This is a genomic window from Pseudoalteromonas sp. B131b, assembly GCF_037162545.1.
Taxonomy (GTDB): Bacteria; Pseudomonadota; Gammaproteobacteria; order Enterobacterales; family Alteromonadaceae; genus Pseudoalteromonas; species Pseudoalteromonas fuliginea.
In genome coordinates, this window is record NZ_JARLUZ010000001.1 from 101,639 (window position 1) to 125,294 (window position 23,656).

Sequence of the window (23,656 nt, forward strand, 5' to 3'; positions counted from 1 at the left end):
TATATTTACCGCCAGTTAAACGCCATGCTTGGACTCAAAACAATTAAGCAGCTGGTGCTTCTTTCTTCTCTTCTCTTGCAAGAGGAGACGCTTCAGTTTCAGCAGTTTTAGTGCGGATAACTAAGTTACGAAGCACTGCATCGTTGTAGCGGAAAGTAGTTTCTAGCTCGCTGATTACTTCAGTTGGTGCTTCAACGTTCATTAGAACATAGTGAGCTTTATGAAGCTTGTTAATTGGGTAAGCCAATTGACGACGGCCCCAATCTTCAAGACGGTGGATAACACCACCAGCTTCAGTGATAGAACCAGTATAACGTTCGATCATACCAGCAACTTGCTCACTCTGATCTGGGTGAACCATGAATACGATTTCGTAATGACGCATGGATATTCCTTACGGTTAATAGAGCCTTCTACCGTTTCGGCCGGTCGGTTTAAGGCAAGGAATTAATAGTTTAAAAGCCGAAATGAGCGCGCATTTTACGCTTAGTAGGATAATTAAGCAAGCAAGTTTTTAAAGCTTTTGTAGATAAGTGTTTATAGGTAAGTATTATGAGCTTTGCTCGTCGCGTCAGCAAGCTGTACGCCTACAAATAAAGCTAAACTCGGGGTTTAGTATTTATTGTAGACCCCTAATTTGCTCGCGTGAAAAGCGCAGTTTTTAATCAAATCGTTTATTCTAGTTACGCTTACAACCAAAAAATATTACGAGCTTTGCTCGTCGCGTCAGCAAGCTGTACGCCTACAGGTAAAGCTGAACTCGGGGTTTAATATTTATTGTAGACGCCGAGCTTGCTCGCGTGTAAAGCGCAGCTTTTAATCAAATAGTTTATTCTAGTTACGCTTACAACCAAAAAACATTACGAGCTTTGCTCGTCGCGCCAGCAAGCTGTACGCCTACAGGTAAAGCTGAACTCGGGGTTTAATATTTATTGTAGCGCCGAGCTTGCTCGCGTGAAAAGCGCAGCTTTTAATCAAATAGTTTATTCTAGTTACGCTTACAACCAAAAAACATTACGATCTTTGCTCGTCGCGCCAGCAAGCTGTACGCCTACAGGTAAAGCTGAACTCGGGGTTTAATACTTATTATAGACGCCGAGCTTCCTCGCGTGAAAAGCGCAGCTTTTAATTAAATAGTTTATTCTAGTTACGCTTACAACCAAAAAAACATTACGAGCTTTGCTCGTCGCGTCAGCAAGCTGTACGCCTACAGGTAAAGCTAAACTTGGGGTTTAATATTTATTGTAGACGCCGAGCTTGCTCGCGTGAAAAGCGCAGCTTTTAATCAAATCGTTTATTCTAGTTACGCTTACAACCAAAAAACATTACGAGCTTTGCTCGTCGCGTCAGCAAGCTGTACGCCTACAGGTAAAGCTAAACTTGGGGTTTAATATTTATTGTAGACGCCGAGCTTGCTCGCGTGAAAAGCGCAGCTTTTAATTAAATCGTTTATTCTAGTTACGCTTATAACCAAAAATTAAGCACTTATGATTCAATCAATATGTTGTTTAAAATATAGCCTTGCCATTTATTTAACAGCAATTTATTCTAGGTTACAGTTGATGTAGTCGCATAAAAGGTGATCAATAAAATATAAACTAAAATCAAAAGGATTTTTAAAATGATATCACTAACATCACTTGATCGCGTTGTTCCTTCCTCATATTTAGCACCAGCTAAAGCCCACGACTTACTCGAAAGCCTATCTTCTGCCGCAAATTTAAAAAAGTACTTTAATATTGATGAAGCAAATAGCACTAAGCTTTCTGATATTATTACTTTGGTTAACAGTGCTTATGGAATTATTAAAGACCCCAATATAGATGACCTAGTCGAGGAAATAAAAAAGGTCATTGAAAATATAGTCGTACTTTTTTCAGCTGAACAAATAAAAAAAATTAAAAGCTCTGAAATTTATCAAGAAGCCTATAAAGCATTTCAACTTTGGTCTGTTCTTGAAACACCAATTGGTGAACAAACTAACGGATTAAAAAAAGAGTTTGAATTTACTAAAGAGCACAAATCAAAAATTGATCAACTTAGTGTTGGTGTAACAGCTGGTGCCTACGGGGAATTTAGTATCTCTGTTTTAAATGACACAAAGCGCCCAACATTTTTATCCAAAACACTTCCAAATGGGTTTTGCCTCGTCAATCAAGATGTAAAAGCTGCCTATGATATTAATGTATCAACATCAACCTCTGCTAATATTTTTAAAATAGGTGCCGGTTTAGATAAATCAGGTAGTGTGGAGTTTGATTCGTACTACCAAGTAAATGAAGAAACTACTAGCTATAAAACCCTGTGGAGTATGTTTAAAAAACCAGTTCGCCCTTGGAACTTGAACGATATAAACACTCAATTAGTCAAGCGTACTAGTAGTGATGCTAGAGAGGGATATCGTGCATTTTCAATTAAAATGGCATCTTCTCTAATATTATCTGGCGAATTAGAAATTGGAAAATCGCTCGCTTCAAAAACAAATCTTAAAGGGCATCTTATTGGAGTAGACGCCTCCGTAGCAGTCTCACTTTCAAGGCGCCAAGAAATAGCTGGTGACTTGGAACTTGATGTATATCGTAATGATCAACAGCAAATAGAACTATTACTAACTTTAAGAGAAACAGAGCAGACAAAAAACACCTTAAAACTAGCACTTGAAGCAGAAATTGAAGGAATGGATGCACTCGCCAAACAGTACATAGAAATGCTGCTTGGTAAAGGTAATGAACTGGTTAGTAAGCTTGAGGAATACAGTAACCCTGGCCAAATCTTGGTTGATGACATATTACATACAATTGATGAAGATACATGGTACAAGCCAATAGCCGAAATCACACTAGGACAAAATGAGATCGATGATGTAATTAAGAAGTTACTTGATGATGAGCTAATCGTGCAATTCAATAAGACATTGCTCTCAACAGAAGCGGCCCCAGACGACTTAGCAACATCTATAATTAATAGATTACTGAGTTTATTTGGTGTTGTGCAATCAAATGCTGACCCTATTTTTATGGCTGCTCAGCACAAGTCAGAAAAATATCTGTCTGAAAAAATAAAAATATTACAGCAAAAACTTCGTGAGAAAGCGGATGAGTTTGCTAACGATTTAAAAGAGAAAACAGCTTCCCAACTAAAACCTATCGCTTCGCTCGGCGATGACGTAGCACAGACGATTGCTAATTTTGATCAAAATATAGAAGCTAATTTTAATCGTGTAATAAATCGATACCAGATATTTAAAAAGAACATCACTGAAAAATTAGAAAAAGCAGCCAACATTAAGTTTGGTCTTAATTTAGAATCGATTAAACAACAACGTTTATTCGAACTTCAAAAATTAAAAATAATAATCCTACAACCAGAAAATAAACAAGTACAAACCTTATTCCGCTGTTTAGCGATAGGCGATGGGAAAAAAGCCTCATTACTTATGCAAGCATTAAACAGAGCGGGTGCAATAAACTTAATACCTATCACTACACGGTTTGAAACAGCACTTAATAGTTCAACTCGGCTGGGCCTAAACATTATTGGCTTTGATATAAGTAAAGTACGCGATATTAATCGAGACTTAACGGTTGAAGTTGATGCCAATGGTAACTTATATGTTAAACACGATTACACCATTAAAGGAACTGCATCAGGGCTTTCAGAATCCAGACAAGCAAAATTAGGAATCATCTTTGGTGTTGCGCAATCAGCATTAGATCCCGAGTTTAATGGTGCTATTTCACTTGAGTATACAAATCAAGATAACAAACTGCACAATTTAAGAGAGATTGAAGACTTCTTTGATTCCCTTGATTTGTCGACCCACCGTCATGCCGACTCTTTACCAATAGATGTACCCATACTTATTCCCGAGCAAAATATAAAAGTCGCAATTAGTCGTTATCAACATAGTATTGAAAACAGCAACATTTATACTAGTAGCGTCATAGCAATGACGATGCGTTCTGGGCATGAAGTCTATGCACAATTTGAACAGCTAAATGGCGATAAGCTATATCATAATGCAGCACGTTATTTAATTTACTTACAAAGTGGTTCGCCTTTTGAAAGGAAAGTTATTTTTAATATACTGCATTTATATGCCCTAAAAGATGAATCATATAATGATCTAAGTATATTGTTTGACCATTTATTAGATGGGGATTCTAGTAGAACCGTTGATTACCGTCGTATTAAAAAAGATTTAAAAAATACAGATAAATGGGATGACTATCTTGCGCTTGTCCCTGATTCTCAAAATGGTGCCAATGCAAATAAGTCGTGGAAGGGAGTAGCTAAACGCCTTACAACCATTGGAAAAGCTGCAAGAGCGCTAAAGCGTTTTCCAACAACATTAAAAAATGTAAAAAAAGCAGTTAAAGCATTTGATGCCAGTACAAACCATTTTGAAACGCTAGAAAAACTAAATCAAACCTTACTAAAACTCACTCACGAATTGGAAGAAGACTTAGATTATTGGATTGGGGTTAAAAGCATAACGCAAAACCTGATAGATGATTTATTCTCAAAATTAGGATGGGGTAAAGCAGGAATAAATACGCGTTTACTTATTTTTTGTATTTTACTAGAGGACTCTATCGAACATGAGAGTTCACTATTTTTAACGACCATCACGTTAAGTAATCAGTCCAACAATAGAGAAATCATTAAAATTTGATAATTAACCTGAATTCTGGTTAAGATACTTACTAACCTACTGAATTATATTGATATTTAAATTTATTTTCTCTAGCCAGAGATTTTCAGTGAAAACAAGGCGAATTTACGCGTCAATAGCTGACCTATTGCAAGTAAATTCAACGCAGTGAGCGCTGAAAATAGTTGCTTGAGGTAGAGTTATTATCCAGAGTTCAGGTTAACTAGCGGCCCATAATAAGCTCGCTTACTATAGTTATTGTTTAGGGTAATTGGAAGGGAAAAATGCTTTTTTAGCATCTTCATCAAACTCTTTTTTAAAGGCTATATCAGTACCAATTACGCGTGCACGTGCAACCGCTGGGCGGCTATCAATGCTTTCAAACCAACGTTTAAGATTAGGATAAGGCGCTAAGCCCTCTTCACCTAATACAACCGACGCTTTATCAATCCACCCCCATGCAGATACATCAGCAATGGTATATGTATCACCCACAATAAAGTCACGACCTTCAAGGTGCGTATCAAGCACTTCGTAGTGACGCTGTGCTTCACGCAAATATCGATTAACCGCGTAATCAAGCCCTTCTGGCGCCATATGTCTAAAGTGTACACTTTGCCCAGAATACGGACCCAAACCAGATGCAATAAACATTAACCACGACAGCATTTCAGCGCGGTCATCGGCCTTCCCCTCTAGCTTTGCATATTTTTCAGAAAGGTACATTAAAATAGCATTCGAATCGAACACACGCGTTTCACCATCAACAATTGCTGGCGCTTTAGCGTTTGGATTAATTGCTTTAAATTCAGGTGTATGTTGCTCACCTTTCAAAGTATCAAGAGGAACAAGCTCAAACGGCAAGCCTGTTTCTTCTAAAAAGAGTGCCACCTTCATTGGGTTAGGCGTATGGTGAAAATAAAATTTAATCATGTAAAGTCCCTCAATAATTGAGCAATGATTAAAGCACAACTTGAGCGGGTGTTCAAATTAAGTTTTTAATAGATAAATATACGGTTAAAACGTGATTTAATTGTGAGTATTTCGTGATACTTCATCTACAAATATCACTTATGCTACAGACAGTATAAATCTTTTCGAGAAGTAACATGCCTTTTAAAACACTGTCTCAATCGCTTTTTCCAGCATTGGCTGGGTTAATAATATTTTGCTCTCAAAGCCAAGCTGCTGAGCAAGTAACCATTACAAGTACAGCTAATCCAACTACCTTTTTAGAGCTTTACACATCGCAAGGTTGCAGTAGCTGCCCACCAGCAGAGCGCTGGATCTCAACGTTTACAGATGATGAAAAACTATGGACTGATTTAATCCCTATTAATTTTCATGTTACTTATTGGGATTATTTAGGATGGAAAGACCCCTTTGCCTCTGCTGTTTTTAGTAAAAGACAACGCACCTATAAAGCCTTAGGTAAAAGCCGTATTGTAGCAACACCCGGGTTTATGGTTAACGGCAGCGGATGGCAAGGTTGGTTTTATAAACAAACCATACCTATAACTAAAACCCCTTATTTAGGTAATTTAAAAGCGACTATAAACAACAGTAAAATTAACCTCGAATACGATACCGTTAATACCAAAGATGATACTAACCAAAACTTAACAGCTCATGTAGCTCTGTTAGGCTTTGGTATAGAAACACAAATACACAGCGGCGAAAACGCAGGCCATAAGTTAAAACACGACTTTGTCGTTATAGGTTACGAGCAAAGTAACATGCAAACTAAGCAGCAATTATCATTAACTGACTTAACCCTGCCTCGCGCTAAAAAAATATCGCCAACAAAGCAAGCATTAGTGTTTTGGGTATCTAAAAAAGGTGACCCTACTCCACTACAAGTTGCAGCAGATTGGTTTTAAAACTTTAGTTGACTCAAATAAAACCTTAACTAACAGCTTTATATGTAAATTAAGTGGCTACATATCAATTATAGCCATAAGGCTGTAAACCACCGAAAAAACCAATGATTTAGTTTTATTATTGAGAGTGATTTATTAATTATTCTTGCTTGACCCTGCATAAAACATAAATAACATTGTATTTACATCGACTTTTGTTTATAAAGTAAGTTGAATGGACTCTTGAAATAAGTAATTGACTTATAAGTATAAAAATCAAGCGCCTATCAATAAAAACTTCTGCAATTATCTATATGGACAAAAATTTATGCGAATTAACCAAAGCCACATTAAAACAATTGTAATCGCTGCAATTACAGCTTCCTTTTTAGCTGGGTGTGCTACAACATCATCAAAAGTAATAGAAACACCAACTGTTGCTAGCTATAACACAACCTACTCAGGTACAAAAAGCAAACTAGTCGTAGGTCAGTTTGTAAACCGTTCAAGCTTTCAAAATGGTATATTTTCATCAGGCCAAGACCGTTTAGGCAGCCAAGCAAAAACAACACTAATGAGCCACTTACAACAAACAAATCGCTTTAGTGTGCTTGATCGCGACAATATGGCAGCCCTTGCAGAAGAAGCAAAGTTAACAGGTACAAAACAAGTTCTTAGCGGTGCTAAATTTGTTGTAACTGGTGATGTAACAGAGTTTGGCCGTAAAGCTATTGGCGATCGCCAACTTTTTGGTTTATTGGGTAAAGGTAAATCGCAAATTGCTTATGCTAAAGTAACGCTTAATGTTGTGGATGTTACTACATCAGAAGTTATTTATTCAGTACAAGGTGCTGGTGAGTACAGCCTATCAGAACGTGAAGTTATTGGTTTTGGTAGCACAGCTTCATACGATGCCACATTAAATGGCAAAGTACTTGACCTAGCTATTCGTGAAGTAGTTAACAAGTTAGTTACTGGTCTTGAAGCTGGCCAATGGGGCAATAAATAATGAAAAAGCTAATTACCTTAGCATTTGTTTGTATAGCCCTAACAGGTTGTAACGCAACGAAAGAACCTATTTACTATTACGGCGACTATAGCACTGCCGTATACGCCTATTTAAAAGCAGATGACGTAACAGCCGAAGAGCAAATTAGTATGCTTGAGCAAATTATTGTCGATGCCGCAAACAAAAGTAAGAATGTTGCGCCTGGCCTACATGCTCACCTAGGTATGCTGTATTTTGAAACGGGTAATCCTTCATTAGGTACTACTCACTTCGAAACTGAGAAATCACTTTTCCCAGAATCAGTTCATTACATCGACTTCCTTCTAAAATCTGCGAAAGGCGCTTAATATGCTTAATTTAAAATCATACACAGCGATCGCATTAGTCGCATTACTCGCTGGTTGTGTTTCACCTCCACCAGCACATGACTACACAGCATTTAAACAAGCAGACCCTCACTCTGTTATTATTTTACCTCCGCTAAATAATACACCGGAAGTAATTGCACCATACAGTGTGATGACTCAAATGGTCGCGCCCATAGCTGAGTCGGGTTTCTATGTTTTTCCTGTTGCTTTAGTTGAGCAAACCTTTAAAGGTAATGGCCTCACTGTTGCAAGCGACGTGCACCAAGTACCGGTAAATAAATTACATGAGATTTTTGGTGCAGACTCTGCGCTTTACATCACTATTGAAGAATACGGTACTAGCTATGTTGTTATTTCTAGCGAAACTGCTGTTACTGTATCTGCTTCATTAGTTGATTTACGCACTGGCGAGCAATTGTGGCAAGGTAAAGCAAGAGCCTCTTCCGCTGAACAACAAAGTAATGGCGGTGGTGGCCTTGTAGGTATGCTTGTTATTGCAGCAATTAATCAAATTGCTGAAACTGTAACCGATAAAGGCTTTGAAATCGCAGCAATGACTTCAACACGCTTACTTTCTTCAGATGTTTACAACGGCTTGTTATATGGACCTCGTTCACCTAATTATGGCCAACCAGCACCAAGCGAAAAGAAAAAATAACTTTTATTGTTATTAACCTAAAGTTTGAAAAGGCCGAACCATTAAATGGGGTTCGGCCTTTTTAATAACAGCTTACTTAGCTAAAAAGCTTAGCAAAGTTACTTTTAAGTATTTAGAGCAGATTTTAAAATACGAGTTTAAAAACCAATATTAGTCACAATAGAAAAAACATTTCAAAAAAGTAATAATGGAGTAGCAAAATACAGAATCTATTTATTAGCCTGATTTACATGTTAAAGTTGTCATTATCACTAAATTACTCTTATAGTGAATCTATATAAATATTGAGCAATACTATGATAAAAGCACAAATACCAGCTGACGAAGAATCTAGATTAAAGGCCCTTTACGAGTATGAAATATTAGATACTGAAGCCGAAAAAGTATTTGATGATTTAACTCAACTTGCTTCTGATATTTGTGAAGCCCCCATATCACTTATAAGCTTAGTTGATCCACAAAGGCAATGGTTTAAATCAAAGTATGGTATCGATGTAGACTCCACCGAAAGAGATATCGCATTTTGCTCTCATACAATACTGCAAGACCAAGTATTTGAAATACAAAACGCTCTACTTGATGAACGTTTTTATGATAACCCTCTAGTAACCAGTGATCCAAACATTCGGTTTTATGCGGGCACACCGCTAGTTACACCTAGTGGCAGCACAATTGGTACATTATGTGTTATCAGCGACCAGCCAAAAAAGCTAACTCAAACACAAATTAACGCACTGAAAATACTTGGCAAAGAAGTTATCGCACAACTTGAGCTCAGGTTAAACAACAGAAAGCTGGCCACTGCATTAAAACAACAACAAATACATAATAAAAATCTTGAAGAACTAAAAAAAGAAGCTGATACAGCTAACACTCTAAAAGGTCGATTTTTAGCAAATATGTCGCACGAGCTAAGAACTCCGCTGCACGGCATTTTAAATTTAGCTGAGTTTGGACTAGCAGAGACTTCAAATATACAAAAAGATAACGCCTTAAAGAGTATTTTAAGCTCCGCGAATATACTCTCAAATATTGTAAATGACATTTTAGACTTTTCAAAAATTGAAGCGGGTAAGTTAAATATTGAGAATATTAACTTTAACCTGAGCGAAGTCATTAACAATGTAATTAATCCACTAATGAAGCAAGCCACAGATAAAGGCATAAAATTTATTCCATCTATAGATAAAAATATCGCTACAACCCTAAAAGGCGACCCTGTCAGAGTTTCTCAAATTTTAAATAACTTATGCTCAAATGCGATTAAATTTACACAACAAGGCCAGGTAGAGTTTAAAGTCACTGTAAAGGAGAACCTCTTAAACACGCAAAATATTGTATTTGAAATAATCGATACGGGTATTGGTATTAGTAAAGCTGCACAGCAAAATTTATTTCAAGAGTTTCATCAGGCAGATTCATCTACATCTAGAAAGTACGGGGGCACGGGACTTGGTCTCTCTATTTGCACCAAGCTAAGTGATTTAATGAATGGCAAAATCAACTTCACGAGTAAAGAAGATAAAGGTTCTGTATTTACTTACCAACAAAGCTTTGAAACATCAGAACTCGATGAATTATTAAGACCAAATAAAGAAATAACCGATTTACAAGGGTGCACTATTTTGGTTGCCGAAGACAATAAAGTAAATCAAGTTGTCGTAAGTAAAATGCTACAAGCTCATAATGCGAAAGTAATATTTACCGAAAATGGCAAAGAATGCGTTGATTACTTTTTTGCCAACCATGTTGATTTAATTTTTATGGACATTCAAATGCCAGTGATGGATGGAGTACAAGCCACTAAGATAATTAGAGCGCAACAAACAGATAAAACAACGCCAATTATTGCCATGACAGCCAACACCATGAAACCAGATATTGAACATTATTTAGATATTGGTATGGATGGCTATTTAACGAAGCCATTTAATAAAGAGCATTTAAATAGCTTGCTCAATGTTTATAATCCAAAAAACTCAAATCTCAAAAATTTAGCAGTTAAAGTTAGTAACCCAAACATTACGAGTGAACGTAAGCTAAAACAGATATGCAATGAGCTAAAAAAGTTAATTTCAAATGCCGACAGAGTCAGTCTCTGGTTGTTTAATCACGACTATACTGCCATTAATAGCTTAATTTGCCTTGATGAAAAAAATGAGATAGTAAGTAATGCAGTTTTAAAAGCTAAAGACTTTCCTGCATACTTTGACTATATTTTAGAGCATAAAGTATTAGACGCATCAGATGCGAGAAACCACGAAATCACTAAAAACTTAACCAAGGTTTATTTTGAACCATCAAACATTTACTCCTTGCTTGATTACATCTACTTTATTGATAACAAACCGCTAGGTGTTATTTGTTGTGAAAGTGTTGGCTCAAAAATTTCATGGAGCCATGCAGATAAACTGTCACTTATTAAAGTAGCTGATGTAACAACCTTGTTTTTATCCAAGCAGCTTAAACTTTTATAAGACTTATTTATAGCCTGCTTCACCCTAATAAACATAGCGATATAAGGCTCGCAAAGATGACTAATCAAGCAACCTATTTTAAATCTTAATAAGCTTTATAAAAAAGCGCATAAACTCGCTTAACTCACCACTTAAAAAGATAGCTTTCATAAGCGACATCTACAATAAAGCTGCGCTAACCTCAATCCAATAATACGGCAGTTTAGAGCATTACAAAGGCCCGTGCTTAAACTTGGAAAAATCAAAGCGAAGCTATGTCGTGCAATAAAGTGAAATATTTTTATTCCTACTTTACTGCTACATTTATTTACTATGCTGATACTTTTTCAGCCCAATTAGTGAGCTTTGTTAAAATTATTTTTAACAGGTGCTTTGTTATATACAGTAGTTAACCTGAATCTCGTTTAAGAAATTGAACTAAATGCCTGTTCCGAGATCCGATCTTTCGACCAAAAACGATTGGATAAGCAAGGAACAGGCATGATTAAATTAGTTGAATTATTTTGCGATGTCGATGATTTTTGCAAAGTATTTATACCCCAATGGGAAAAACAATTATTCGAAGATGGCACCCAAAAACGTCAGCGTTCAGGACGTATGACGACCAGTGAAATTATGACTATTGTTATTAGTTTTCATATGTCACATCACCGAGATTTCAAAAATTACTACCTTGGCTATGTATCACTTATGTACAAAAGTGAATTTCCCAACTTGCTCAGTTACACACGATTTTTAGCCGTTATGCCGAGGGTAATTGTGCCGATGTGTGCCTATTTCACTTCACTTAAAGGTAAACCCACAGGCGTTGAATTCATTGACTCCACATGTATTAAGGTGTGCCATAACATTCGTATTCCAAGACACAAAACCTTTGATGGAATAGCTCAGCGTGGCAAAGGAACAATGGGATGCTTTTATGGCTTCAAACTACATTTAATCGTTAATCACCATGGTGAAATTGTTGCTGCGAAAGTGACAACAGGAAATGTACATAATACTCAACCAGTCCGTGAATTAGCGAGCTGCCTGACGGATAAATTATATGGTGACAAAGGGTATTTAAGTAAAGCTTTAGAAGCCGATTTACTCGATAAAGGGGTAAAGCTCATTACGACGGTTCGCAAAAATATGAAGGCAAAAGCGATGTCATTATGGGATAGAGCAATGCTTTCAAAACGCTTTATAATCGAAACAATTAATGACCAGCTCAAGAACATATCCTTCATTGAACATTCAAGACATCGGAGTATGAACGGCTTTATGTTGAATTTAGTCGCTGGATTGGTAGCTTATTGCTTTAAAGAAAATAAGCCACACCTTAATTTAACTGACGTAGAGCTTAACGCATTAGTTATCGCTTAAGCAGAACTCAGGTTAAATATCATCACAATTCAAAATTTTAGTAAATTTCAGCCAGAGTTCGTGCTAAATAGGAATTCAAAAAACGAACTATTATTAATTTTAAAATGAAACCTATCTAGCACTTATTTTTCAAATATAAGATTAAGAGTTTTTATTTAATTGGGTTGTTATATCCATAGATTTAATATATGTGTCTAACTGATGAGTGTAATTTTTTAAACCTTCAAGCTCTAACTCCATCAAATTAATGCTAAATACTTGCGGTGATTGGTACATTCTAACTGAAAATATTTTATTTTTTAAATCAGATACAGTAACCCACTGTGTGAAATCATGGACATTTTCGCCTTGTGAATCTCGACTTGTTCCCAATGGAATATCGACCGTGTTTAATATATGAAAAGCCAGCGTAGTCGCATCTTCTTTTCCTACTTTAATATTGTTGTTTATTGAGGGCACTTCTTTCATTAATTCAGCATCTTTGGCTACATTAGACTTAAAATCATTAGCTTCATCTATTTCATATTGGGACGTGAATTGTGTAACTGGAAATGAAAAATTAGTCATCATTGCCGCTCTCACAAAACGATCAACAGGTGTTGAACTTCCAGGAACACCTGAAAATCCAGTTCCTTGCGCATAGGAGTTACACTGAAAATTAGAGGCTGCACTTTCATATGCACTTACACTCGGTGTCGTTGGCTCTCCTTGTTCATTCTGAAAATTAAATGGCATTACATTTACATAGTTATAACGAACATTTTCTTGTTGCCAAGCAATTAAAGGATCATTAGTAAGAACACCGATTGGATTAAGGTCTGTTATGGTTAGCTTCCCTTGAGCATATTCTAAAACAATGCTATTCCCTTCAGCATCATGCACAGGAAAATGAAACTTCATTGCATTTGGAGCTTTAGAAAAAGGACTAACAACTAAAATTTTATCTTTTTTATCTGAATCGCATTCTTTTAAATCAGATCCACCTTTGTTTAACACCAATTTGTCATAGTCCAATCCATTAATAACATCTTGGCAAGTGCTACAACTTGATAATATCCACGCAGGAAGGCTAGGGTAGTAAATAATATCTTGATTGTTACAAGTTTTTGATATTGGATATTGGTACTCACTTTGTGCTAACACCATAGATCCGGTAGTTAAGCCTTCTGTGTTTAATCCGTTAGTGGCTATATTCGCAAATGTCTCTTCTACACCTAAAGTTTCAGCTATAGCAAGCTTAAACCCATTCATAGCAACAAAGCCATAATCACCAGTCCAAGCAAGGAGGTGTTTATTAATAACATCAATATCGTCACGAAGTACAAATTGTGCAGAGTCATCCTGTAAATCTGACTGACTCGATGTTAAGGTAATTTGCTTATATATATACTTTTTAGGCCTAAAAAATAGTTCTGATTTTAAATCTGGCCCCAACTCCATTGAACGGCCTATCACTGGAATACTTTTTTGAAAATTAGAATTTACGGCTTTAATTGAGAAATCTGTACACATCGTGATTTTCCTTATATTAACTATTAAAATAAAATTTACTGTATTTATATTTTTCAGTAAGATTTAAGTTAACAGCTATTAATACAAAGACCTATTACAGCTTATTACACAAGATCGGAACACAAAGTTTAAAGCGCTGACTTTTCATCTCGCCATAATATAAATATCAACTTATACCGGCCTCAACACTTTTAAATAAAACAACAAAAAACCTAATAAAGCCAGAAACTAAAGATTCGTCAAACTAACGCAGAAAAAGCTTGAATAAGGTTTATCTTCTGCGTCACTGTAGTAAAAATTACTTTTACGAACTCACACCCAAATACATACTTATACCAAATCATCATCAGTATTTGCTGGGTGTTGTTACCAACCTACAAGCTTGCGTATAATGCCCCCATTCCGGCTGCATTTTTTAGCCGCTAACTTGGATTTTAATAATGAAAAAACTCTCTGCGGTGCAAATAAAACAGCAAGCACTTGTACTTAATACAGCTGAAAAATTAGAAGAACTAGGCCGCGCTGAGCTACCTGGCATGCTGCAATGCTGGTTTGATGTTCAATATCATTTATTTCCAAGTTCACTACTTTTGTGTTTTCAGTTTGAAAGCGAGCAAGCTTTAGCGGCCGCAGAGCCAAATTTATTAAAATGGCAAAAACGCTTAAGTGGCGAAATGCTTAAAAAAGGCGTTATTTTAAAAGATATGCGCAAGCATTTAATATTTACGCTCAAAGGGCCTGATGACTAAATTAGGCTTAGGTAATAGTGAGCAATCCCAACTAAAACCCATGATTAAAAAAGTGGATACTGCCACGCTCGTTTATAAATCGATATTTGGATCTGTAATACGAGCAAAAACCAGCTTAAGCTTATCTAGCGGCAATCGATTACTGAGCTTCTGATATTGCCCTGGGATCAACTGCTGATCTTTTTGTTCAGCAACCACAAATGAAAATACATAGTTGCCCTCTACCCCCATTCTTAAATCACTAATAACAACCTGTTCATTTTGTTGATAAACACCGTACAGCCCTTTGGTAAATCGTTTTAATAACACGATCTGCTTTGCATCATTGAGCTTAGTTAGCAATGCGTTTTCTGTAGGGTAAAATTGAATATCAACGTTTTTAACTTCATCAAACACAGATACATAAATCTCATAATGACCTTGCTTAGTAATAGCCACAGCGCGCCACAGCAAAGTATTAAGCGGAGTCGGCGTGCTTTCAAAATGTGAGAATGTGATATTTTTTTGATTCAGCGCCTGATAAATTTTACTATTAATGTGGTATTTAGCCGCAAAGCCCCAAATTAAATACAACGAACTAATGACTAACGCACTCGTGTTTATAAGTTGTGCATGCGGTCGCATACGTGCAAAACACAGCGCTATACAAGACAACACAAGAGGCAAAGTATACGCAGGGTCAATAATAAATATACTCGAAATACTAAAAGGATATGTCGACAACGGCCATAACAACTGCGTACCGTAAACGGTAAAATTATCGAGTAATGAATGCGTACTTAAAATTAAAAAAATGCCAGCCGACCAACGCGTCATCATTATACATTTAGCCCAATTCATTTTGAGTAAAAGCCACGCAAATAAGGGGCTCAATAACAGCTGTATAAACAAAGAATGACTAAAGCTACGATGATAAACAAAATTTTCAACATCGCCACCAAAATTAATTAGCACATCTAAATCTGGTAAAGTGCCAAACGCCGCCCCAATTAATAAAGATTTGCGACCTAATTTACTGCCCAATGTTGCATAAGCAACTGCACTGCCAAGCACCACTTGTGTGAGTGAATCCAATTAAATCCCCTTTTTTCAAATCAATTAAAGCACGCATTATAATGTACTGCTTCGCAGGCTCTGTCGATCTTAAAAAATAGGCACTTGTTGGGTTTGGTAAAATATACATTAGCGAGAAAGACGCAAAGTGAGACCCCTCAAGCGACTCATTATCTATTGCATCGTGTTTGAATTAGCAATTAAAAGACACTAAATCGCTGCGTTATAAAATGAAAAGGCAAGATACAAAAAGCTCAAGGTGGCATTTTGGCATAAATTTGGAGTAGTAAGATTTACCTCGTTTAAATTTATAAGCCCTGAATACGTATGTAATGGGTATCTATCGCACCACCTGAACAGTAACATAATTATAACGTATATTTAACGAGCGATGATTTTTGTCTATGTCTTCATATATTTCTCATTTACAAGCCTTTAGAGGCATTGCGATTTTAAGTATTGTCGCAGCACATGCGTGGTCATTTGCTATTTTTTGGACTGGCGATTTAGATTCCCTCGGTTTAAAAACGCTTTTTTACTCAACTGAACTATTGTTTCACGGCAGCACACTATACTTCGCCATTATCTCGGGATTACTTTTCAGTAAAATTTTACAGAATAAAGGGTGGATTTCATTTTATAAGAGTAAAATACTAAATGTTGTTTTACCCTATGTTGCCGCAAGCACAATAGCGACAGCTGTGTACTGGCAATATTATCTTGCTGATGGTGCAGCAACCGATATATCGTTTATTATCACAGTCGCCACAAACCTAGTATCCGGAACCGCAGCTATTCAATTTTGGTACATCCCGATTTTATTAGTACTTTTCATATTGACACCATTGCTAGATTTTGTGAATAAACGCACACCAAAGCTGATGTTTTTTCTTGCATGCGTGCCCTTGGTTATATCCCGCAGCGCCTTTCCTGATTTTCTAAGCATGCAGAGTTTGGTGTATTTTTGTGGTGCATATTGTTTCGGAATGATAATAGGGAGTCATTACGAAAAGACAATGGCTAAGGTCAATCAATATAAAACGTGGTTAATCGCTTTTATTGCCTTGATCAGCGCAGCCATCCTTACCCAATATATTAATGAATATAAAGTAGATGGGTGGTATTCATCTCGACAAACTCTTTTCTACATTCAAAAAATATTAGCTTGTTTACTACTCTTAAAGTGGCTTCAAAATATTGAAACACGTCTACCCAAAACCATATGCAACATTGGTGAATATTCGTTTTCTATTTATTTTTACCATGTTTTCTTCGTTGGTTTTCTAATTATGGGCCTGCAAGACTATATTCAAAGTCATCGAGATGCTTTCATTATCGGCTTATTAGGTATTGCAAATATGATTATTGGTGTCGGTGCAACGATGGCCTTCGCATGGCTAATAAAGAAACCAATAGGGCGACACTCACGAAAGCTAATCGGCACCTAACGTATTGGTACAATTAAATAAGGGTTGTGGTGAGTACTTGTCGTTCGGATAAAAATGTGGGGTTCCTCAAGGTTTGGTCCTTTTGGATTTCAAGTAAAAAATTTGTCATGCCAAACACCGCCTACTAAAAAAGTAACTTAACAGTAAAGTGGAGTGCTTATGTTACGGTGCCATTAATTGAGAGCATGGTGTTATCCAATAAACCTTCATAACTATTAAAAGCAAAATATCATAATTTATAAGGCCACAAATGTGGCCTTATAATACAAAATTAAACGTAATTATTAATCTAATTCAGCATTTAAAAATACATATACGTAATTACTAAATTCAGGCTTAGTTAAATGCCCGCCTTCAGTAATCGTATCTAAAAGCTTCGCATAACTGTTTGCATCAGTTGCATTACCTGCGTAACCAAACAGAAATAATGTGAGTTCTTCTAATATAACTTCATCAGTAGGTTCAGGAAACACAGTACCAAAAGATAAATCTGGTATTTGACCGCTTATGCCACCTCTTATTGTCCAATCAAATCGGCTTTCTGCTTCATCATCAACCAAAAAGCTGTAATCCCATACTGCTCTTGCAAATCGGCTATCAACATTACTAAAATCAAAGCTTGAATCATTGCTTTCAGTAAATTGAAGTAAACTGAATCCTAAGTCTTCGGTTATAGTAGGTAGCTCTGTCAACTCATAACTACCATCTGAATCTACACTACTTCGAGCATAACTATGCATGTCGATTCGGGTACCATCAACTGTTGTTGGCTCAACCGATGAATCTGTTTGTACATAAAAGTTATGCTCAGTCACCGTTGGGAAAACAAATAGCGGTTCAGGGGAGTTAATGTATGTAAACTGTACAAACTCATAGGAATTTATATCTTCTATATACCCTCGAGTACTAACAGAAGTTGCATTAAAACTGCCTTGATTAGCCACCTCCACACCATCATGGCTAAAATCTGTATCCGTTATTTTTATCACAGACGCATTTTGCGGAACTTCAATAACAGCCACTTTAGCGTCATTTGAAAAGTAAGATTTTGCGGTAAGGTAAAGGTTTTCTGTAGTTGGGCAAATAAAAACAGAATCTGAAATTTCTGAGCCTTCGTATTGATACACCCTGTAATCATTAGGTATTGTATTTAGTTCAGATGTATCTATGCTCACTGCGCGACAACCACAGCTTTCGCTAAACTTATTAAAATGGTATTTACCTAAATTAGTTCTATTTTCAATATCAAGCTCTGTAAATATGTGCCTATAAGCACCATCGGCTTCATCAACAACATCACCCAGTACTGATACATGTTTTGTACCAGAAGGTAGTTCACCTGAAAAACTACCTTGGGCGTCGGTTTTAACAGAGCCGATAGCATCACCATCATCATTGTGAAATACCACATCAGTTTGATACGCAGAATCGGTTCCACACTGGCGAGTTAATGTTTGTAATGAAATGGTTTGAAGCTGAGCAGTGCTGCCGCCATTTGATGAGCTTACAGAGTTCCCTTCTGATGAAGAGCCGCCACATGCGCTGAGCGTTAAAGAAAGTGCAATAGCGAGTGGGGTAAGTATAAATTTATTCATTTTTATTAGTCCATTATGTTTATTCCATTTCATTATCTCAATTTAATTAGGTCAAAAACAGGTTGCAAGTAACTAAATTGAAATAATTTGTAAACAAAAATAAAACATACACCTCACAAACAAAGCCAACAAATAGTCATCCCTGCAAAGTTAAACATTTATTAAAGCTAAAGTTACTCGCTAAAACCTAGAATACAGAAGAATGCTAAGTGTCAGGTCTTGTTTCTTGCCAAGACCAAAACAAGTATCACGTTTAACACCTTCCCACGTCACCATGCCCTGAAAATAGGCAAGCATGGATATGTTTTCACGGCGTTATTACCCAGCCCACAGTGTATATTCACACCAATCGACTTAATTACTTGATGTGTAGCCATCTTCAAATTGAGTTTAAATAATAAGAACACTTGGTTTTTGAATAAAAAGTTCAAGAAAACACAGCTGCCTGCTTGACTGAAGCTTTCTAATGGGGGACAGGGCAGCCTTGGTTTTTCTATCGCCTAAAGTCATTATTCAAAAAATAATGTAGATGAAAAAATTAAAAGTACGCAAAGCATAAAAATTACAAAATACACTTTAAATAGTATCGAGACTTGAGCTGGCACCTTGTTTCTATCATTTAATAAATTATAACGTTTCGCATAACAATCAAATAAAAATACACTGCCATAATGAAGTAAACCATGGAGCACCATAAAAATATTTAGGGAATAGTAACGATTTCCTGACTCTAAAATATCTTCAACCGTTCTGAGCTTTTCCCCTTTTAAATAAAAGACTAACGGTAAAAGAATGATAAAAATGACACCTAGACCAATCCCAAATAAAGGAGGCTTGGGGTCAAAGGAGGCTTGGGGTCAAAAGGAGGCTTGAGAGGCTTGGGGTCAAATCTTGACTTCATACATCAAAGGGGGCTTGGGGTCAAAGGGGGCTTGGGGGTCAAATCCTGACGAATCCCCACAATTTGATACTATAAATCAATAAAGTAGCTTAAAAAACAGTTGAAGTGCACAGCCAATTTTGATCTTATATGTTTTTTCCGACCAAAGAAATTACAGAGTAAATCGACTATGCACTTGGGTAAATTATTACATAAAACTTTTTCTAATACAGCGGGTATTATTGATAAGCGTAACCACTGCACATTAATGAAAGCTGTAGAAACACTCTGCCAACATAAGTTCTTATCCATTGCTGCTTTAGGGCGAAAACTAAAGAGCAATGCGAAGGTTAAACACAATATTAAACGAATAGATAGGTTATTTGGCAACCCTCGCGTCCAGCATTCTCGCTACCATTATTACCAAGAAATTACTCGCCGCGTTATAGGTCAAATTAGGCGCCCATGCGTGACGATTGATTGGTCTGGGTTAACACCTTGTGGCGAGTTTCATTTATTACGAGCAGCAGTGCCAGTTAAAGGTCGAGCAATGACAATCTATGAGCAAAGTTTTCGTGAATGTGAATACATGAAGCAAAGCGTGCATAAGGATTTCCTCAAAACACTTAAATCAATATTACCTTCTGATTGCAAGCCGATCATCGTTACCGATGCAGGATTTCGTAACCCTTGGTTTAAATTAGTGCTTAAATTTGGTTGGGATTTTTTAGGCAGGGTGAGGCATCAAACACAATATCAAAAGCCAGAAGATGATACGTGTTGGTCACCAGTAAAAACACTTTATTCTAAAGCGACAGCAAAACCCGCTTATCTATTTGAAACACAACTCGCTAAAGCCAATTCATTGAGTGGTCACTTTTACTTGTTTAAATCAAAGCCTAAACAAAGAAAAAAGAAAAATCTTCGAGGAAAAACGATTCGTTGCAGCGTAAGCTTGAAACATGCTAAAGGCGCCACGGAGCCATGGTTATTATTTACCTCACTGTGCAATATTAATTATTCAGCACAAGATATGGTTAAAATTTACAGCCAGCGAATGCAGATAGAAGAGTCCTTTCGAGACTTAAAAAACACGAGTAATGGTTTGAACTTACGTCATTGTCGTAGCTATGAAAAAGGCCGTTTGAATGTCGCATTATTGATTGCATTAATTGCTAATTTTATCCTTTGGCTAGCAGGTTTAACGGCAAAAATATTGAATGTGCATAGAAGCTTTCAGGCGAATACGATAAAGAATAGAAACGTGCTGTCTAGCTTTAGTTTGGGGACGCAATACTTCGAAAAATTTGGTTATAAAATAAAACTGAAAACTTTTTTAGAAGCACTCAAGCAATTAAATAAGGATTGCCGTGAGTGCTTGTAGCTCATTAGCAATTGTGGGGATCCCTCAGGGTCAAATCTTGACTTCATACATCAAACTATCTCGAAGTTTTTCGAACTGTAAGTTGACCTTATCATCTTCAATTATTAACTTATTTAGCCTGCATACCGTTTGGGATATGGCTGAATAATGTTGAACATTAAAAACAACGGCTAACGCTTTCAAATTTTGCCCTGTTAAATCTTGGCATAATTTAATAGCAAACATACGTGGCAAGTTTTTCTCTTTTCGGCCTTTCTTAACCGTTACAATATCATGTGTATTTATACAAAAATATTTAGCTAAATAATCGATTACATCATGCGTTGAGCGTTTTTTAATAACAATAGTTCTTTCGCTATCTGGTATTGCTATATACCCTTTTATTTTTTCAATAAATGCGTCACAGCCCAAAACTGAAAGTAACTTTTTAGCGCCATAAAACGTACTTATTTCTTTATTGTTTTCATATTCAACAAACTGTTTGTACGCAGCATATTTGCGCTTTTTTCCTTGAAGCGAAAATATAAAGTCTCGAACTAACCATTTTGGCGTCGCTGTTTTTTTGATAAAAGCTGAATAGCTAGACCATTTATAGTCAATTAGCTCATCTACTAACGGAGTACTTGTTTCTATAGGGTTACGATGTATGTAACGACTAACGTGTAGTAAGTAATTATCAGCATCCACCAGCACCGCCTTATAGCGACCTCTAAACAGTGCACCATCTGTATTGTGTGTTCTATTAAAATATTGCGTATAGAGACCATTAATATGTTTCATGGCTCTGCCTAAATTTGCATCAGGGGTTTTTATTAGTAGGTGGTAATGATTGGTCATTAAACAATACGAATGCACTTCAATATTAAAACGAAGGCTTGCTTGCTCAATGCAGTATAAAAAATGCTTAAAATCGTCATCACTCAAAAAGGTATTTTCACGCCCTCTTCCGCGATTCATCACATGATAAAACGCATTTTCATACTCTATTCGCAGCGGTCTAGACATAATAATAAACTCAATGAGCAATAAACTATAAATCTAGACTATTGATGTATGAAGTCAAGATTTGACCCTGACGAATCCCCACAATTTGATACTATAAATCAATAAAGTAGCTTAAAAAACAGTTGAAGTGCACAGCCAATTTTGATCTTATATGTTTTTTCCGACCAAAGAAATTACAGAGTAAATCGACTATGCACTTGGGTAAATTATTACATAAAACTTTTTCTAATACAGCGGGTATTATTGATAAGCGTAACCACTGCACATTAATGAAAGCTGTAGAAACACTCTGCCAACATAAGTTCTTATCCATTGCTGCTTTAGGGCGAAAACTAAAGAGCAATGCGAAGGTTAAACACAATATTAAACGAATAGATAGGTTATTTGGCAACCCTCGCGTCCAGCATTCTCGCTACCATTATTACCAAGAAATTACTCGCCGCGTTATAGGTCAAATTAGGCGCCCATGCGTGACGATTGATTGGTCTGGGTTAACACCTTGTGGCGAGTTTCATTTATTACGAGCAGCAGTGCCAGTTAAAGGTCGAGCAATGACAATCTATGAGCAAAGTTTTCGTGAATGTGAATACATGAAGCAAAGCGTGCATAAGGATTTCCTCAAAACACTTAAATCAATATTACCTTCTGATTGCAAGCCGATCATCGTTACCGATGCAGGATTTCGTAACCCTTGGTTTAAATTAGTGCTTAAATTTGGTTGGGATTTTTTAGGCAGGGTGAGGCATCAAACACAATATCAAAAGCCAGAAGATGATACGTGTTGGTCACCAGTAAAAACACTTTATTCTAAAGCGACAGCAAAACCCGCTTATCTATTTGAAACACAACTCGCTAAAGCCAATTCATTGAGTGGTCACTTTTACTTGTTTAAATCAAAGCCTAAACAAAGAAAAAAGAAAAATCTTCGAGGAAAAACGATTCGTTGCAGCGTAAGCTTGAAACATGCTAAAGGCGCCACGGAGCCATGGTTATTATTTACCTCACTGTGCAATATTAATTATTCAGCACAAGATATGGTTAAAATTTACAGCCAGCGAATGCAGATAGAAGAGTCCTTTCGAGACTTAAAAAACACGAGTAATGGTTTGAACTTACGTCATTGTCGTAGCTATGAAAAAGGCCGTTTGAATGTCGCATTATTGATTGCATTAATTGCTAATTTTATCCTTTGGCTAGCAGGTTTAACGGCAAAAATATTGAATGTGCATAGAAGCTTTCAGGCGAATACGATAAAGAATAGAAACGTGCTGTCTAGCTTTAGTTTGGGGACGCAATACTTCGAAAAATTTGGTTATAAAATAAAACTGAAAACTTTTTTAGAAGCACTCAAGCAATTAAATAAGGATTGCCGTGAGTGCTTGTAGCTCATTAGCAATTGTGGGGATCCCTCAGGATTTGACCCCTTTGGTTTTCGGACCCCTTTGGTTTTCGCTCAAAAAGGTATTTTCACGCCCTCTTCCGCGATTCATCACATGATAAAACGCATTTTCATACTCTATTCGCAGCGGTCTAGACATAATAATAAACTCAATGAGCAATAAACTATAAATCTAGACCATTGATGTATGAAGTCAAGATTTGACCCCTTTGGTTCTTAACAATCTGTATTATTCCCGAAT

General features: G+C 36.5%; 17 protein-coding genes. 11 read left to right on the forward strand and 6 right to left on the reverse strand.

The features are described from left to right. Positions 1-43 precede the first annotated feature (43 nt). On the reverse strand, positions 44-385 hold the full coding sequence (rpsF, locus tag P4S65_RS00535; protein WP_007378473.1) for a 30S ribosomal protein S6: 342 nt from the start codon (positions 383-385) through the stop codon (positions 44-46). A 1,236-nt stretch (positions 386-1,621) separates the two neighbouring features. Here rpsF and P4S65_RS00540 point away from each other — a divergent pair. Beyond that, positions 1,622-4,675: a hypothetical protein gene (locus P4S65_RS00540; RefSeq protein WP_337119356.1), complete on the forward strand. Its 3,054-nt coding sequence runs from the start codon at positions 1,622-1,624 to the stop codon at positions 4,673-4,675. Positions 4,676-4,909: 234 nt separating this feature from the next. Here P4S65_RS00540 and P4S65_RS00545 read toward each other — a convergent pair whose 3' ends face one another. Next, a complete protein-coding gene (locus tag P4S65_RS00545) occupies positions 4,910-5,587 on the reverse strand; it encodes a glutathione S-transferase family protein (RefSeq protein ID WP_033028864.1) in 678 nt (225 codons plus the stop codon). 176 nt (positions 5,588-5,763) lie between these two features. On the opposite strand from P4S65_RS00545, the gene P4S65_RS00550 reads away from it, so the two are divergent. The 6 genes from P4S65_RS00550 to P4S65_RS00575 all read left to right on the forward strand — a co-directional run bounded on the left by P4S65_RS00550 (position 5,764) and on the right by P4S65_RS00575 (position 12,390). Next, the gene (locus P4S65_RS00550) at positions 5,764-6,534 is read left to right on the forward strand and encodes a DUF1223 domain-containing protein (protein ID WP_033038107.1); all 771 of its coding nucleotides are present in this window, start codon (positions 5,764-5,766) and stop codon (positions 6,532-6,534) included. A gap of 307 nt (positions 6,535-6,841) precedes the next feature. Continuing rightward, positions 6,842-7,522, forward strand: a complete 681-nt coding sequence (locus tag P4S65_RS00555; protein ID WP_337119357.1) for a CsgG/HfaB family protein — start codon at positions 6,842-6,844, stop codon at positions 7,520-7,522. Continuing rightward, on the forward strand, positions 7,522-7,869 hold the full coding sequence (locus P4S65_RS00560; RefSeq protein WP_007378467.1) for a DUF4810 domain-containing protein: 348 nt from the start codon (positions 7,522-7,524) through the stop codon (positions 7,867-7,869). Before P4S65_RS00555 ends, P4S65_RS00560 begins: the two co-directional genes overlap by 1 nt. Before the next feature lies 1 nt (position 7,870). Then, entirely contained in the window at positions 7,871-8,548 is a 678-nt protein-coding gene (locus P4S65_RS00565; protein WP_007378466.1) for a DUF799 domain-containing protein, read from the forward strand. 296 nt (positions 8,549-8,844) lie between these two features. Next, the gene (locus P4S65_RS00570; protein ID WP_337119359.1) at positions 8,845-11,025 is read left to right on the forward strand and encodes a GAF domain-containing hybrid sensor histidine kinase/response regulator; all 2,181 of its coding nucleotides are present in this window, start codon (positions 8,845-8,847) and stop codon (positions 11,023-11,025) included. A 480-nt stretch (positions 11,026-11,505) separates the two neighbouring features. Continuing rightward, positions 11,506-12,390, forward strand: a complete 885-nt coding sequence (locus P4S65_RS00575; protein WP_096793677.1) for an IS982 family transposase — start codon at positions 11,506-11,508, stop codon at positions 12,388-12,390. A 141-nt stretch (positions 12,391-12,531) separates the two neighbouring features. Here P4S65_RS00575 and P4S65_RS00580 read toward each other — a convergent pair whose 3' ends face one another. Continuing rightward, positions 12,532-13,902: a linear amide C-N hydrolase gene (locus tag P4S65_RS00580; protein ID WP_096793678.1), complete on the reverse strand. Its 1,371-nt coding sequence runs from the start codon at positions 13,900-13,902 to the stop codon at positions 12,532-12,534. A gap of 440 nt (positions 13,903-14,342) precedes the next feature. Here P4S65_RS00580 and P4S65_RS00585 point away from each other — a divergent pair, with 440 nt between their 5' ends. Beyond that, a complete protein-coding gene (locus P4S65_RS00585) occupies positions 14,343-14,651 on the forward strand; it encodes a hypothetical protein (RefSeq protein WP_007378459.1) in 309 nt (102 codons plus the stop codon). A 72-nt stretch (positions 14,652-14,723) separates the two neighbouring features. Here P4S65_RS00585 and P4S65_RS00590 read toward each other — a convergent pair whose 3' ends face one another. Beyond that, a complete protein-coding gene (locus tag P4S65_RS00590; RefSeq protein WP_337119360.1) occupies positions 14,724-15,725 on the reverse strand; it encodes a metal-dependent hydrolase in 1,002 nt (333 codons plus the stop codon). A gap of 383 nt (positions 15,726-16,108) precedes the next feature. Here P4S65_RS00590 and P4S65_RS00595 point away from each other — a divergent pair, with 383 nt between their 5' ends. Then, positions 16,109-17,152 carry an acyltransferase family protein gene (locus P4S65_RS00595; RefSeq protein WP_033038098.1) on the forward strand — a complete coding sequence of 348 codons (1,044 nt, stop codon included), beginning with the start codon at positions 16,109-16,111 and terminating at the stop codon, positions 17,150-17,152. A 284-nt stretch (positions 17,153-17,436) separates the two neighbouring features. Here the strand turns inward: P4S65_RS00595 and P4S65_RS00600 are convergent, their stop codons facing one another. After that, entirely contained in the window at positions 17,437-18,747 is a 1,311-nt protein-coding gene (locus tag P4S65_RS00600; RefSeq protein ID WP_337119362.1) for a hypothetical protein, read from the reverse strand. A 1,070-nt stretch (positions 18,748-19,817) separates the two neighbouring features. Between P4S65_RS00600 and P4S65_RS00605 the strand changes: the two genes are divergently transcribed. Then, positions 19,818-21,011 (forward strand): IS4 family transposase, encoded by a 1,194-nt coding sequence (locus tag P4S65_RS00605; RefSeq protein ID WP_337119363.1) that lies wholly within the window; start codon positions 19,818-19,820, stop codon positions 21,009-21,011. A 30-nt stretch (positions 21,012-21,041) separates the two neighbouring features. Here P4S65_RS00605 and P4S65_RS00610 read toward each other — a convergent pair whose 3' ends face one another. Beyond that, positions 21,042-22,016, reverse strand: a complete 975-nt coding sequence (locus P4S65_RS00610) for a transposase (RefSeq protein WP_337119364.1) — start codon at positions 22,014-22,016, stop codon at positions 21,042-21,044. A gap of 191 nt (positions 22,017-22,207) precedes the next feature. Here P4S65_RS00610 and P4S65_RS00615 point away from each other — a divergent pair, with 191 nt between their 5' ends. Further along, positions 22,208-23,401, forward strand: coding sequence for an IS4 family transposase (locus tag P4S65_RS00615; RefSeq protein WP_337119363.1), 1,194 nt, complete (start codon positions 22,208-22,210; stop codon positions 23,399-23,401). Positions 23,402-23,656: the final 255 nt, after the last annotated feature.